The sequence below is a fragment of the Microcella flavibacter genome (assembly GCF_012530535.1).
Classification (GTDB): domain Bacteria; phylum Actinomycetota; class Actinomycetes; order Actinomycetales; family Microbacteriaceae; genus Microcella; species Microcella flavibacter.
The window spans coordinates 68,889-83,243 of the sequence record NZ_CP051299.1; the positions used below are offsets into that span (position 1 = coordinate 68,889).

A 14,355-nucleotide genomic window follows, 5' to 3' on the forward strand; every position below is an offset into this window, starting at 1 on the left:
CCCACCCCCTCCGCGCCGCCCCGGCGCCATCGACCCCCTACTCGAGGAGCCGGCCCGTGTCGCAGCCCCGCATCGTCGCCCCGCCCGCCGCGGTCGGCATCACGCTCGCGCTCGGGCTCGCTCTGACGCTCTCCGTCGGCCTCGGGCCGGTCCCCACCGCCGATGCCGCGCCGATCGACGAGACGCAGGACGTCCTCATCGAGCTGCCCCCGACCGTCACCGTCCAGCCATCGGCATCGGCGTCGCCGGCGACCTGCGACAGGCCCGCCTTCCTCACGCTCAGCGCCGACCCCGAGATCATCTGGCTCGTCGACGGCACCGAGACGCCCGCGGGCGCGCATCCCATCGCCGACGCGCGCACGATGCGCGTGGAAGCGGCACCGTACCTCGGCGGCTTCGCCCCCGGAATCCGCACCGAGTGGACGATCGCGATCGCCGCCGCCCCCGCCTGCGAGACCGACGACACGGCGGCCGCCCCGCCGCCCGTCGACGCCGCGGCGCCGGTCGCGCCCGCACCGGCACCGACCGCGCACAATCCTGCCGCGCCGACGCGCGCCGGTGCAGCCCCGTCAGCGGCGGCGCCCACCGACGGCGCCCCCACGCCCCCCGTCGCGCCCTCCGCCGTCGAGCTGCCGACGCTCGCGCTGCCGACCGAGTCCGCACCGTCGACCGCCGGCACCGCCCCGGATGAGGAGGGCTCGACGGCCATCGAGCCCGCCGCCCTCGCGCTCGCGAGCGAGACGGCCGACGGCACCGGCTCCGCACCGGTCGTGCCGCTCGCGGTGCTGCTGCTGAGCGGCGCCGCCCTCCTCGTCGCCGTCGGCGCCGGACGCGCCCGTCGCGCCGGTCAGCGCTGATCCGCCCGATCGGCACGAGCCCGGCGATGCCGGCCGGCCACGGCCCGCGCCGCACAGGTGCCGCCCGGGTCGTGCTGACACGCTGGCGGGCATGATCTCGACCTCGCTCGCCCGTCAGCTGCGCGACGCCGGTCTGCGATGGAAGCCGCTCTCGGGCGACCGGTTCCAGATCGACCGCCCCGAGCTCGACGCCGACGTCTTCACCATCAGCGACCTCATGATCGAGCCGCACGAGTACTCCACCGGCACCGTGCTCGGCTTCAACGGCACCACCGAGTGGGCGCTCGACTCGGTCGACGTCACCGACGCGCTCTGGCTGCCGCGCGAGGACCAGCTGCGCGACCTGCTGCGCACCGCCTTCGTGCGGCTCGAGCGGGAGCAGGAGCTCTACCGCGTCGTGCTCGCCCCCGAGGCGGCTGACGACGACTCGGAAGACGCCGGGGGCGCCGAACGCGTCTACGAGAGCGTCTCCGCGCCCGAGGCCTACGGTCTCGCGCTGCTCGCCGTGCTCGAGAAGGTCAGCGCCTAGGCGGAGGCGGCATCGCCGGCCGCGGAGCCGCCGGCTGCGGCGCCGATGACGCCGTCCGGTCCGCGCCGCAGCGTGCGCGTCGAGGTCGGCAGCGCCGGGGCGTCGATGCCGAACAGCGTCTCGACCGCGGCGGCGACCTCGAGCCCGCGGCCCGCGGCGGCGTGCTGGCGGGCGAGGGTCGAGGGGGTGTGCAGGAACACGCTCGTGAGGTGGCGCAGGGCCTCCTCGATGCGGCCGTCGTCGTCGCCGCGGCGCTTCGCCCGGGCGATCTCCTCGTCGACGAGGTCGAGCACGTGGCGGCGAAGGGCGATGATCGAGGGCTCCACCGAGGCGGCTGTGACGAACGAGTGCGCGGCCTCATCGACGACGCTGCGCGCGTCCTCCTCCGCCGACCAGTGCACGAGCGGCGCGTGCACCCGCACGGTCTCGAGGTCGATGAGCGTGACGCCGTCGACCTCGCCGACGGCGGGGTCGACGTTGCGGGGCAGGCCCAGGTCGACGACGAAGCGCGGCGGAGCATCCACCGGCACGTCGCCGGCCTCGACGCTCAAGCGGGTCGTGCAGGTGACGACCACGTCGGCGCCGCTCATGGCCTCGCGCACGTCGTTCGTCCACTCGAGGCCGTGCCGCGTGCCGAAGACCTGGGCGCGGCCGGTGGGGGAGTAGACGACGATGCTGGCGACGCCCCGGTCGCGCAGGGCGGCGACGGTGGTGGCGGCGTAGCGGCCGGTGCCGATGAGGGCGACGCGGGTCGAGCTCCAGTCGGCGAGGCGGCTGCCGACGAGGTCGAGCGCGAGGCGGGCGAGGCTGCGGCCGGTGCGGCTCGCATCGCCCTGGGCGCGCGCGGCGCGGGCGGTGCGGATCGCCTCCTGGAAGACGCGGTCGAGTCGACCGGTGGATGCTCCGCTCTCGCGCGCCGCCTGCGCGGCCCGGCGCACCTGCCCCGCGATCTCCTCCTCGCCGACGGCGACCGACTCGAGGCCGGCCGAGACGGCGAACAGGTGGTGCACGACCTCGCTGGCGTCGAGCACGTCGGCGCTGCCGGCGACGTCGACGCCCTGCTCGTCGCCGAGCCCGCGCAGAGCGCCGGCGACGGCCTCGCGGGCGAAGCGGTGGGCGTCGGCGGGCTGCGTGTCGGCGTCGAGGTAGACCTCGAGGCGGTTGCAGGTGGCGACGGTGACGGCCCCGCGCACGGCGGGCGAGCCGGCCCGGATGGCGGCGGAGAGGGCGTCGGCGTCGACGGCGAGCCGTTCGAGGATCTCGAACGGGGTGTTGCGATGGTTCGCCGTCACGCAGAGGAGCACGGAGAGAGTTTATTCGGTCCCGGCTGAATGCCCGCTCGCGATAGGGGGTCGGGGTATCGCACCGCGCGGATGAGCGGGTCTCCCGCGCCGATCGGGCGTCCGGCGCGCGCACCGGGCGCGGTCGGCCCGCGCCCATCCGGCTCCCATCCGGGCGCACCTATCCTTATCGGGTGCCGCTCGAGCCCTCACACCCCCTCTCCGACGGTCGCACCGCCGACTCCGCCCTCGTCCGGGCGCTCCGCGGCGACCGCCCCGAGCGCACCCCGGTGTGGTTCATGCGCCAGGCGGGCCGCTCGCTGCCCGAGTACCGCGAGCTGCGGGCCGGCGGCGACATGCTGCAGGCCTGCCTCACGCCCGAGATGGCGAGCGAGATCACGCTGCAGCCCGTCCGCCGGCACGGCGTCGACGCGGGCATCTTCTTCAGCGACATCGTCGTGCCGGTGCTGCTCGCCGGCGTCGACGTGCGCATCGTCGCCGGGCGCGGCCCCGTCATCGACTCGCCCGTCCGCTCCGCCTCCGACGTGCTGCGCCTGCGCCCGCTCGAGCCCGACGCGCTCGACCCCGTGCGCGAGGCCGTGCGCCTCACGGTCGAGCAGCTCGGCACGACGCCCCTCATCGGCTTCGCCGGCGCGCCCTTCACCCTCGCCGCCTACCTCGTCGAGGGCGGGCCGTCGAAGGATCAGATGCGCGCCCGGGCCATGATGCACGCCGACCCGCACGCCTGGGCGGGGCTGCTCAACTGGTGCGCCGACGTCACGGGCGAGTTCCTGCGCGCGCAGGTCGAGTCGGGCGCGAGCGCGGCCCAGCTGTTCGACTCGTGGATCGGCTCGGTGTCGAAGAACGACTACGTGCGCCGCGTCGCCCCGCACTCCAAGCGCGCCCTCGATCACCTGCGCGGGTTCGACGTGCCGCGCATCCACTTCGGGCTCGGCACCGCGCCCATCCTGCGCGAGATCGCCGGCCTCGGCGTCGACGCGATCGGCATCGACTGGCGCACCCCGCTCGACGAGGCCTCGGCGGTGCTCGACGATGCGATCCCGCTGCAGGGCAACATCGACCCGGCGCTGCTGACCGCGCCGTGGCCCGCGCTCGCCGCGCACGCCGAGGGCGTGCTGAAGGCCGGGAAGAAGGCCCCCGCGCACGTGGCCAACCTCGGCCACGGCGTACCGCCCGAGACCGATCCCGACGTGCTCAGCCGCCTCGTGCGCCTCATCCACGGCGAGGAGCCCTCGCCGACCCCGGAGCACGGCTGGTCATGACCGAGACTCTCGTGGTGGGAGCGGGCGTCGCGGGCCTCGTGCTCGCGCGCGAGCTCGTGCTGCAGGGGCGCACCGTGCGGGTGCTCGAGGCCTCCGCCCGCGCGGGCGGCCAGGTCGCGCGTCACCATGTGGCGGGCATCCCGCTCGATTCGGGGGCCGAGGCCTTCGCGACCCGCGGCGGCACCGTGCGCGCCTACCTCGAGCGCCTCGGCCTCGCCGACCGCATCGTCGCGCCGCTCGACGCCCCCGCGTGGCTGCACGCCCGCGACGGCCTCACCGTGCCGCTGCCGCGCGTGAGCCTCATGGGCATCCCCTCCGCCCCGCTCGCCGAGGACGTCGTGCGCGTCGTCGGGCGACGGGCCGCCTGGCGCGGGATGCTCGACGCCGTCCTCCCCGGACCCCGCGGCGCGAACGCCGCGACCCTCGGTGAGCTCGTGCGCACGCGCATGGGCGACGGAATCCTCGAGCGCCTCGTCGCCCCCGTCGTCGAGGGGATCCACTCGAAGCACCCCGACGACCTGCCCGTCTCTGCCGCCCCGGGCCTCGTGCACGCCCTGCTGCAGGAGAACTCGCTCGCCCGCGCCGTGACGCGCCTGCGCGTCGACGCCCCGGCCGGCGCGCTCGTCGCCGGGCTCGAGGGCGGCATGGCGACGCTCGTCGACGCGCTGCTCGCCGAGCTCGACCGCTACGGCGTGCCCGTCGAGTACGGCGTGCGGGTCGCCGAGGTGCACCCCGACCACGTCGTGCTCGCGGCGGACCCGGATGCCGATCCCGCGTCGCTGCGGTACGGGGAGGACGGCGAGCCGATCCCCGAGCTGCGCCACGGCGAGGTCGTCGTCGCCGCGCCCGGCCTCGTCGACCCGGCCGACGGCCGATCCGCCGTCACGACCGCGACGCACCTCGTCACGCTCGTCGTCGACGCCACCGGCGACGCCGCGGCCCTCGCCGACTCCCCGCGCGGCACCGGCGTGCTCGTCGCCCGCGGCACCGCTGTGCGGGCCCGCGCGCTCACGCACCTCAGCGCCAAGTGGGCCTGGGTGCGCGCGGCCGCGCAGGGCCGCGAGGTGCTGCGGCTCAGCTACGAGTCCGCGCCCGACGTCGACGAGGCGCTCGCCGACGCCTCCGCCCTGCTGGGGGTGCGGCTGACCCGGGCGCAGCTCGTCGAGGGCGCCGTCACGACGTGGCAGCGCGCCGGGCGCATCGCGGCGCCCGAGAGCATCCCCCTCGTCGGCGAGCAGATCAGCGGAACCGGCCTCGCCGCCGTCATCGACCACGCCCATCGCACCGCCGAAGAACTGGGCGCCCGCGCCCGGGAGCAGGAGACATCGTGAGCGATCAGACCGAGTACACCACCTATCTCGTGCTGCGGCGCGACCCGCGCCGGCCGGCGATGGGCGGCGGCGTCGAGCGCGCCGTCAAGGAGGTCGAGGCCTCGGGCGTCACCATCCGCGGCTTCTACGACGTCAGCGGCATGCGCGACGACGCCGACCTCATGGTGTGGATGCACGGCCCCGACCCGCAGGCGCTGCAGCAGGCCGTGCGCACCATCCGCCGCGCCGACCTGCTCGCCGCCCTGCTGCCGAGCTGGATCGCCACGGGCGTGCACGTGCAGGCCGAGTTCAGCCGCAGCCACGCCCCCGCCTTCATGCTCGGCAAGGAGCCGAGGGGCTGGCTCTGCGTCTACCCCTTCGTGCGCTCGTACGAGTGGTACCTGCTGCCCGAGGACGAGCGGCGCGGCATGCTCGCCGAGCACGGCAAGCAGGGCAGCGCCTTCACCGGCGTGCTCGCCAACACCGTCGCCAGCTTCGCGCTCAACGACTACGAGTGGCTGCTGGGGCTCGAGAGCGACGAGCTGCTCGACCTGGTCGACATGATGCGCGACCTGCGCTCGACCGAGGCGCGGCGCCACGTGCGCGAAGAGGTTCCGTTCTACACCGGTCGGCGCATCGGCGTCGACGAGATCGAGGAGGTCATCCGATGACGATCACGAACAACGCGCTCGGCGAGGACGGCAAGGCCGTCGTCGTCGACCTGGTCGACGGCAAATACCCCGGCGAGCAGTTCGCCCGCGCCGCCACCGACACGGCGCAGCAGTACGCCGTGCCGGGCCACGTCGAGCAGCCCGTCGCCTACGACGCGGTCATCCTCGCCGGCTTCGGCGGGCCGGAGGGGCAGGACGACGTCATCCCCTTCCTGCGCAACGTCACGCGCGGCCGCGGCATCCCCGACGAGCGCCTCGAGGAGGTCGCGCACCACTACCGCCACTTCGGCGGCGTGAGCCCGATCAACGAGCAGAACCGCCGGCTTAGGGCGGCCCTGCAGGCCGAGGCCGACCGCCGCGGGCTGGGCCTGCCGATCTACTGGGGCAACCGCAACTGGGATCCCTACCTGCCCGAGGCCGTGCAGCAGGCCTACGACGACGGCCACCGCACCGTGCTCGGCCTCGCCACGAGCGCCTACTCGAGCTTCTCGAGCTGCCGCCAGTACCGCGAGGACTTCGCCAAGGCCCTCGACGCGACCGGCCTGTGGGGCGAGATGCGCATCGACAAGGTGGGCCAGTTCTTCGACAGCCCCGGCTTCGTCGCGCCCTTCGTGACGGGCGTCGTGGATGCTCTGCGCGACCTGCTCTCACGCGGCACCGACCTCGCCACCACGCGGGTGCTCTTCGCCACCCACTCGATCCCGACCTCCGACGCCGAGCGCAGCGGTCCGCGGGATGTCGACTGGGGCGAGGGCGGCGCCTACGCCGCGCAGCACACCGCCGTCTCCGAGGTCATCATGGCCAAGGCGCTCGCCGAGCTGCGGGCCGATGAGACCCTCGGCGACATCCCGGAGGTCGCCTGGCAGCTCGTCTACCAGAGCCGCTCCGGGCCCCCCACGCAGCCGTGGCTCGAGCCCGACATCAACGACGCCATCGCCGACCACGCGAAGGACGGCGCGACCGCGATCGTCATGGTGCCGGTCGGCTTCGTGAGCGACCACATGGAGGTCATGTGGGATCTCGACACGGAGGCGATGGAGACGTGCGAGGAGCACGGCGTCATCGGCCTGCGCGTGCCGACCCCGGGCGTCGACCCCGTCTACGTCAGCGGCCTCATCGACCTCGTCGAGGAGCGCCTGCGCGGTGCCGCGAAGAGCGAGCGCCCGCGCGAGACCGAGCTCGGCCCCTGGTACGACGTGTGCCGCCCCGGCTGCTGCGAGAACGTGCGCGCGGGCTTCAAGCCCGCCATCTCGGGCCTGCAGCCGTGATCCGTCTTGGCACGCGCGGCAGTGCGCTCGCTCTCGCGCAGTCGCAGCGCGTCGCCGACTCGATCGCGGCCCGCACGGGCGAGGAGGTCGAGCTCGTCACCATCACGACGCAGGGCGACGTCTCGACCGCCCCGCTCGCCAGCATGGGCGGCGCGGGCGTCTTCGTCGTCGCCGTGCGCGAGGCGCTGCTGGCGAAGGAGTGCGACGTGGTCGTGCACTCGCTCAAGGACCTGCCGACCGCGCCGCATCCCGACCTCGTCATCGGGGCGGTGCCGAAGCGCGCCGACGCCCGCGATGCGGGCGTAGTCGCCGGGGGAGTGGCGCTGAAGGACCTGCCCGCGGGCTCGCGCGTCGGCACGGGCTCGCCGCGGCGGCAGGCGCAGCTGCGCCGCCGGTTCCCCGAGCTCGAGGTCGTCGAGATGCGCGGCAATGTCGACACCCGGCTCGCGCGCGTGCTGGGCGACAAGGAGGGCGTCGAGCACGACCTCGACGCCGTCATCCTCGCCGCCGCCGGGCTCGAGCGCATCGGGCGCGAAGGCGTCGTGACCGAGCATCTCGGCATCGACGGCTGGCCGACCGCGCCCGGGCAGGGCGCGCTCGCCGTCGAGACCCGCGCCGACGTCTCGGGCGCTCTCAAGCGCGCGCTCGTCGGCATCGACCACGCCTCGACCCGCACGGCCGTCGAGGCCGAGCGCGCCGTGCTGCGCAAGCTCGAGGCCGGCTGCTCGGCGCCGCTCGGCGCCCACGCCTTCATCGACGACGGCATGATGTTCCTCGCCGCGCGGGTCTACTCGCCCGAGGGCGAGCAGGTCTCGAGCGCGCACGCCCAGTACGTCGACGACTCGCGCACTCCCGCCGAGGATCTTGCGAACCGCGTCGTCGACGAGCTGCTGCAGAACGGCGCCGCCGACCTCATGCCGAAGGAAGGCGCACGATGAACGATCTCGGGCCGAGCATCCGCCCCCGCCGTCTGCGCGCGACGCCCGCCATGCGGCGCCTCGTGAGCGAGACCGATCTGCGGCCGCGGCACCTCGTGCTGCCGGTCTTCGTGCGCGAGGGGCTCGACGCCGCGCAGCCCATCGCCTCGATGCCGGGCGTCGACCAGCACTCGCTCGACAGCCTGAAGGCGCTCAGCGTCCAGGCGGCTGAGGCCGGGCTCGGCGGGCTCATGCTCTTCGGCGTTCCCGCCGTGCGCGACGCGATCGGCTCGGGCGCGACCGACCCCGAGGGCATCCTCAACGCCGCCACCCGCGCGATCGCGGCCGAGGTCGGCGACGCCCTCGTGGTGCAGACCGACCTCTGCCTCGACGAGTTCACCGACCACGGCCACTGCGGCGTGCTGGATGCTCAGGGCCGGGTCGACAACGACGCCACCCTCGAGCGCTACGCCGACATGGCCGTCGCGCAGGCCGAGGCCGGCAGTCAGCTGCTCGGGCTCAGCGGCATGATGGACGGCCAGACCGCGGTCGCCCGCGCCGCCCTCGACGCGGCCGGCTTCACCGACGTCGCCCTGCTCGCCTACTCGGCGAAGTACGCCTCCGCCTTCTACGGCCCCTTCCGGGACGCGGTCGAGTCGGCCCTCGTCGGCGACCGCCGCACCTACCAGCTCGACCCCGGCAACGGGCGCGAGGGCGTGCGCGAGGCGATGCTCGATCTCGACGAGGGCGCCGACGTCGTCATGGTGAAGCCCGCGCTCGGGTACCTCGACGTGCTGCGGCAGGTCGCCGACATCTCGCCCGTACCCGTGTGGGCCTACATGGTCTCGGGCGAGTACGCGATGATCGCCGCCGCGGCGCAGAACGGCTGGATCGACGGCGACCGCGCCCAGCTCGAGGCCCTCACCTCCATCCGCCGCGCGGGCGCCGACGCCGTGCTGAGCTACGCGGCCCTCGACCTCGTCACCAAGGGACTCGTCACATGACCCGCTTCATCTCCGGCCGCACCCCCACGACGAACGCCGAGGCCTTCGAGCGCGCGCTCGTCGTCACGCCCGGCGGCGTCAACTCGCCCGTGCGCGCCTTCCGCTCCGTCGGCGGCACGCCCGTCTTCCTCGCGAGCGGCCACGGGCCGTACGTCGTCGACGTCGAGGGCACCGAGTACGTCGACCTGGTGGGCCAGTGGGGTCCGGCGCTGCTCGGGCACGCGCATCCCGACGTCATCGCCGCCGCCCACGAGGCCGTCGCCCGCGGGCTCGGCTTCGGCGCCTCGTCCACCGGCGAGGTCGAGCTCGCCGAGCTCGTGCTCGACCGGCTGACCCTCGGCGGGGACGGACCGGCGGAGCGCCGCGGCATCGAGAAGCTGCGCCTCGTCTCGACCGGCACCGAGGCGACCATGACGGCGATCCGCCTCGCGCGCGGCGCCACCGGCCGGCCGCTGCTGGTGAAGTTCGCCGGGCACTACCACGGCCACTCCGACTCGCTGCTGTCGGAGGCGGGCTCGGGAATCGCGACGCTCGGCATCCCCGGGTCGGCGGGCATCACGCCCGAGACGGCCGCCCAGACGATCGTCATCCCCTACAACGATGAGGATGCCCTCGCGGAGGTCTTCGCCCTCCACGGCGACCGGATCGCCGCGATCATCACCGAGGCCGCCGCCGCCAACATGGGCGTCGTGCCGCCGAAGCCGGGCTTCAACCGCCTGCTCGGCGAGACCGCGCGGGCGCACGGCGCGCTGCTCATCGTCGACGAGGTCATGACGGGCTTCCGCTCGACCGCGGCCGGCTGGTGGGGTCTCGAGGAGGCCGCGGGCTCCGGCTACGACGCCGACCTCACGACCTTCGGCAAGATCATCGGCGGCGGCCTGCCGCTCGCGGGGCTCGGCGGTCGCGCCGAGATCCTCGACCTGCTCGCCCCGCTCGGCCCGGTCTACCAGGCGGGCACGCTGAGCGGCAATCCGGTCGCCGTCGCGACGGGCGCCGCCATGCTGCGCGGCGCCGGCCCCGATGTCTACGAGCGCCTGCCGCAGACCGCGCACGCGATCGCCGACGGCCTCTCCGCCGCGCTGAGCGCCGAGGGCGTCGAGCACACCGTCGCGTGGGCGGGCTCGCAGTTCTCGATCTTCTTCCGGCCGGATGCTCCGCAGAACTACGCGCAGGCTCAGGATCAGCACACCTGGCGCTTCGGCCCGTACTTCCACGCGATGCTCGAGCACGGCGTCTCGCTGCCCCCGAGCGTCTACGAGGCCTGGTTCGTCTCGGCCGCCCACGACGACGCCGCCATCGAGCGCGTGCTCGCCGCGGCCGGCCCGGCGGCGAAGGCCGCCGCGGCGGCGACGCCGGCGCTGTAGCGCCGCGGGTCGTCGCGCGCCGCGGGTTGTCGCGCCGGCTCGGCGCCCGTCGCAGGGCGACGCCCGGCACCAACCGGCCCGGGGTGTGCCGCAACTCCTGCAGATCGGGGGCTGCGCCGCGCGCCGGCGGGAGCATTCCGCCCGTGAGCGGCAGGAATGCAGGAGTTGCCGCACGCTTACCCACGTCAGCCGGCCGGCTCGCGCGTGTGAGTCGCGGCGCACCGGCTTGAACGAGAGCGCGGCGGCGGACGAGTTACTGGCGCCGCGGGGACGCGGCGGCGGACGAGCTGGTGTGCGCGTGCTCCTGCCGAACGGGGGCTGCGCCGCACGCGGGCGGGAGCATCCCGCCCCTCACCAGCAGGAATGCAGGAGTTCGCGCACAGTGCGGGGGGAGCGGTGCGACGGGAGCGGCGATGCCGCCGTGGCGCAGACCGCAGACCGCAGACCGGAGAACGCGCACCGCGCACTGTCTCTGCCGCCCGCGTGCGGACGCGGACGCCGTGAGGGGCCCGCAGGACGGCGATCCGCGGGCCCCTCGGCCTGGTGGTGGGCTCGGCGCTGACACGCCGGCCCGGTCGGTGGCTAGCCGCGGGCGGCGACCGCCGCGGCCAGCTGGTCGACGACCTCGTCGAGACCCCACGACAGCGAGAGCGCGGTGGGGGGCGAGACGGAGGAGATGAAGTCCTCGCCGATCAGGCGGGCGATGGCGCCCTCCTGCACGGCGGGCAGCGAGGCGGCGTAGGCGCCCTCGGTCACGAGATCGGCCTCGGCCTCGTCGGTGCCGTAGACGACGAGCACGTCCGAGACGAGCTCGCTCACGCGCTCGTACGAGAGGGTGAAGTAGAACGGCGACTCGTCGGTGTCGAGCTCGTCGACGGCCGGGGCGTTGACGAAGCCGAGGTCGAGCATGAACTCGACGCGCGGGTCCTCATCCGCGTAGACGTAGAAGGTGCCGGCGGCGCTGTCCCAGGCGGTCGCGAGGGTCAGGCCTTCGAACTCGGGGTGCGCGGCGGCGGCGTCGGCGATCTGCTGCTCGATGTCGTCGAGCACGGTCGCGGCCTCGTCCTGCAGGCCGAGGGCCTCGCCGGTGATGGTGACGATGTCCTTCCACGGCGTCGACCACGGCTCGTCGGGGTAGGCCACGACGGGGGCGATCTCGCTCAGGGTGTCGTACTGCTCCTCGGTCAGCCCTGAGTAGTGGGCGAGGATGATGTCGGGGTCGGCGGCCGCGATCTCCTCGAAGGGCACGTCGCTGCCGGTGTTGGTCAGGATGGTCGGCGTCGCGTCGCCCGACTCCTCGAGCGCCTCGGCGACCCAGGGGAGGATGCCCTCCTCGTCGCCGCCGTAGGCCTGGAACGGCATCGCCACGGGGGTCACGCCGAGGGCGATGGCGGCGTCGGCCGTGGCCCAGCCCCAGGTGACGACCCGCTCGGGCGCCTCGGTGATCTCGGTCTCGCCGAAGGCGTGGCTGATGGTGACGGGGAACGCGGCGTCGTCGGCGCCGGTCGATCCGGCGTCGGTGTCGGCGGCGGGGGAGCAGCCGGCGAGGGCGAGCGCGGCGACCGCGACGAGGGCTGCCGCGGTGCGGCGGACGGGGGTGAGCACGGGGTGACTCCTGGAAGGCGGGCAGGCGGGGCGCCGGCGAGTGATAAGGATAGCCTTACCTTACCACGCGATCAGCGCCGGACAACCGGGCGACCGCTCAGGCGGCGCCGCTCGTCGGCCGCCCGCCCGCCCGCGCCGCTACTCCGCCGGCTGCGATCGCGGCAGGATGACCGGCCGACCCGTGTCCGGATCCTCGAGCACCCGCGCCTCGACCCCGAAGGCCCGCTGCACGACCTCGCCCGTGAGCACCGCGCCGGGCGCCCCGCGCGCGATGATCGCGCCGTCGGCCATGACGACGAGGTCGTCGGCGTAGCGGGCGGCGAGGGTGAGGTCGTGGATGACGAGCACGACGGTCATCCCGCGGGCGACCTCGGCCCGCAGCACGTCGAGCACCTCGACCTGGTGAGCGATGTCGAGCGCGCTCGTCGGCTCGTCGAGCAGCAGGATGCGCGGCTGCTGCGCGAGCGCCATCGCGATCCAGACCCGCTGCCGCTGGCCGCCGCTCAGCTCGTCGACGCGCCGGTCGACGAGCTCCATGGCGTCGGTCGCCTCGAGCGCGGCGGCGACGATGAGGTCGTCGTCGCTGCGGCGCCCGCGGAAGATCCCCTGGTGCGGGTAGCGTCCGCGCGCGACGAGCTCGGCGACGCGGATGCCCTCGGGAGCGATCGGCGACTGCGGCAGCACCCCGATCGCGCGCGCGATGCGCCGGCTCGGGATGCGGGCCACGTCGACGCCGTCGAGCGTCACGCGGCCGGCCTGCGGCGCGAGCAGGCGGGCGAGGCCGCGCAGCAGGGTCGACTTGCCGCTGCCGTTCGCCCCGACGAGCGCCGTCAGCCGGCCCGGAGCGATCTCGAGGTCGACGCCCTCGCCGGCGCCGACGACGGTGCGCGCGCCGTAGGCGAGCTGCAGCGCCTCGGCGCGCAGCACGGGCGCGGCGGCGTCCTCGCCCGCGGCGGCGTGCAGCAGGTCGAGCGCGGAGACGGGCACGGCGCCGCCGGCGGCGGGCGCGGCGGGGGAGGCGGTCGGGCTCGCGGCGGCGCGACGGGCGGTGGGGCTCATGAGCGGGGGTCCTTCCCGGAGGAGATGGGGCGCGAACCGGTCGGGCGCGTCCGGGCGCGGCCGGCCGAGCGCACGGAGTCGCCGCCGGATCCGCGCCCGCCGCGCACGAGCAGCACGAGCAGCACGATCGAGCCCGCGGCCCCGGTGATGAGGCCGACCGGCGGCTGGAACACCCCCGGCACGAGGTGCTGCGCGACGAGGTCGGCGACGACGACGACGGCCGCCCCGACGAGCGCGGCGGTGCCGAGGGCGGGGCCGCGGCCGCGCAGCCCGCGCGCGATCGGGCCGGCGGCGAAGGCGACGAAGGCGATCGGCCCGGCGACCGAGACCGCGGCGGCGGCCAGGATGCTCGACAGCACCATCGCGCCCACCCGGGTGCTGACGGGCCGCGCGCCGAGGGCGCGCGCCGAGCCGTCGTCGAGCGCCTGCGCGGCGAGCGGGCGCCGCGCGGCGACGAGCACGAGGCCGGAGACCGCGAGGGTGCCCCCGACGATGGCGACCTTCTCCCACGACGGCGATCCGACCGATCCGACGAGCCAGAAGTAGGCGCTCTCGGCCTGGGTGAGGGTGGCGCGGGTGAGCGCGTAGCCGACGATGCCGTTGGCGAGGAAGGCGACGGCGATGCCGATCACGACGAAGCGCGCGCCGCTGACGCCGCGGCCGCTCGCGAGCAGCACGAGCGCGGTGGCGAGGAGCGCTCCGACGAGGGCGGCGCCCGTCACGGCCGTGCCGACGAGGCCGGCGCCGAGGGCGAGCACGGCCGCGGCGGAGGCGCCGCCGGTGACGCCCACGATATCGGGGCTCGCGAGGGGGTTGCGCACGACCGACTGCAGCAGGGCTCCGGCGAGGCCGAGCGCGGCCCCCACGACGAGGGCGAGGGCCAGGCGCGGCAGCCGCACGCCCTGCACGATGAACTGCGCGCCGCCCGCGCCGTCGAGTCCGAGCAGCCCGGCGACGACCTCGTCAGGGGGGAGGGGCACGGCGCCGAGCGCGAGCGCGAGCATCCCGCTCAGCAGGATGACGAGGCCGAGCGCGCCCGCGACGAGCGCGCGGCGGCGGCCGTCGCGGCGGCGCCCGTGCTCGATGGCGGCGATGGTGGCGAGGCAGGCGGCGGGCAGGTGCGCCCGGTCGACGGCGGCGGGCGGCCGCGGGTCGAGCGCGGGCGGGTGGGCGGCGCCGCGCGCGAGCACGCCGGTCACGGGAGCACC

Annotated in this window: 13 protein-coding genes; 9 read left to right on the forward strand and 4 right to left on the reverse strand. The window is 75.3% G+C overall.

The window, feature by feature from the left end:
* Positions 1-56: 56 nt before the first annotated feature.
* The gene (locus tag HGB54_RS00310) at positions 57-857 is read left to right on the forward strand and encodes a hypothetical protein (protein WP_168914684.1); all 801 of its coding nucleotides are present in this window, start codon (positions 57-59) and stop codon (positions 855-857) included.
* A gap of 91 nt (positions 858-948) precedes the next feature.
* Positions 949-1,386: a pilus assembly protein CpaE gene (locus HGB54_RS00315; protein WP_168914685.1), complete on the forward strand. Its 438-nt coding sequence runs from the start codon at positions 949-951 to the stop codon at positions 1,384-1,386.
* Here the strand turns inward: HGB54_RS00315 and HGB54_RS00320 are convergent.
* Entirely contained in the window at positions 1,383-2,690 is a 1,308-nt protein-coding gene (locus tag HGB54_RS00320) for a glutamyl-tRNA reductase (RefSeq protein ID WP_168914686.1), read from the reverse strand. The genes HGB54_RS00315 and HGB54_RS00320 overlap by 4 nt on opposite strands.
* Before the next feature lie 170 nt (positions 2,691-2,860).
* Between HGB54_RS00320 and hemE the strand changes: the two genes are divergently transcribed.
* Genes hemE through HGB54_RS00355 form a run of 7 tightly spaced genes read left to right on the forward strand, consistent with a single transcriptional unit; the run spans position 2,861 to position 10,483 of the window.
* Positions 2,861-3,949: a uroporphyrinogen decarboxylase gene (gene hemE, locus HGB54_RS00325; RefSeq protein ID WP_168914687.1), complete on the forward strand. Its 1,089-nt coding sequence runs from the start codon at positions 2,861-2,863 to the stop codon at positions 3,947-3,949.
* On the forward strand, positions 3,946-5,280 hold the full coding sequence (locus HGB54_RS00330) for a protoporphyrinogen/coproporphyrinogen oxidase (protein ID WP_168914688.1): 1,335 nt from the start codon (positions 3,946-3,948) through the stop codon (positions 5,278-5,280). The genes hemE and HGB54_RS00330 overlap by 4 nt, the downstream gene beginning before the upstream one ends.
* Entirely contained in the window at positions 5,277-5,930 is a 654-nt protein-coding gene (hemQ, locus tag HGB54_RS00335; protein WP_323740670.1) for a hydrogen peroxide-dependent heme synthase, read from the forward strand. Before HGB54_RS00330 ends, hemQ begins: the two co-directional genes overlap by 4 nt.
* Positions 5,927-7,198 carry a ferrochelatase gene (locus tag HGB54_RS00340; RefSeq protein ID WP_168914689.1) on the forward strand — a complete coding sequence of 424 codons (1,272 nt, stop codon included), beginning with the start codon at positions 5,927-5,929 and terminating at the stop codon, positions 7,196-7,198. The genes hemQ and HGB54_RS00340 overlap by 4 nt, the downstream gene beginning before the upstream one ends.
* Positions 7,195-8,136, forward strand: a complete 942-nt coding sequence (gene hemC / locus HGB54_RS00345; RefSeq protein ID WP_228545855.1) for a hydroxymethylbilane synthase — start codon at positions 7,195-7,197, stop codon at positions 8,134-8,136. Before HGB54_RS00340 ends, hemC begins: the two co-directional genes overlap by 4 nt.
* Positions 8,133-9,119 (forward strand): porphobilinogen synthase, encoded by a 987-nt coding sequence (gene hemB / locus HGB54_RS00350; protein ID WP_168914690.1) that lies wholly within the window; start codon positions 8,133-8,135, stop codon positions 9,117-9,119. The genes hemC and hemB overlap by 4 nt, the downstream gene beginning before the upstream one ends.
* On the forward strand, positions 9,116-10,483 hold the full coding sequence (locus tag HGB54_RS00355) for a glutamate-1-semialdehyde 2,1-aminomutase (protein WP_168914691.1): 1,368 nt from the start codon (positions 9,116-9,118) through the stop codon (positions 10,481-10,483). Before hemB ends, HGB54_RS00355 begins: the two co-directional genes overlap by 4 nt.
* 582 nt (positions 10,484-11,065) lie before the next feature.
* Here HGB54_RS00355 and HGB54_RS00360 read toward each other — a convergent pair.
* The 3 genes from HGB54_RS00360 to HGB54_RS00370 form a co-directional block, all read right to left on the reverse strand.
* The gene (locus HGB54_RS00360) at positions 11,066-12,088 is read right to left on the reverse strand and encodes an iron-siderophore ABC transporter substrate-binding protein (RefSeq protein WP_168914692.1); all 1,023 of its coding nucleotides are present in this window, start codon (positions 12,086-12,088) and stop codon (positions 11,066-11,068) included.
* A 138-nt stretch (positions 12,089-12,226) separates the two neighbouring features.
* The gene (locus HGB54_RS00365; protein ID WP_168914693.1) at positions 12,227-13,147 is read right to left on the reverse strand and encodes an ABC transporter ATP-binding protein; all 921 of its coding nucleotides are present in this window, start codon (positions 13,145-13,147) and stop codon (positions 12,227-12,229) included.
* Positions 13,144-14,346 (reverse strand): FecCD family ABC transporter permease, encoded by a 1,203-nt coding sequence (locus HGB54_RS00370; RefSeq protein WP_168914694.1) that lies wholly within the window; start codon positions 14,344-14,346, stop codon positions 13,144-13,146. Before HGB54_RS00370 ends, HGB54_RS00365 begins: the two co-directional genes overlap by 4 nt.
* Positions 14,347-14,355 lie beyond the last annotated feature (9 nt).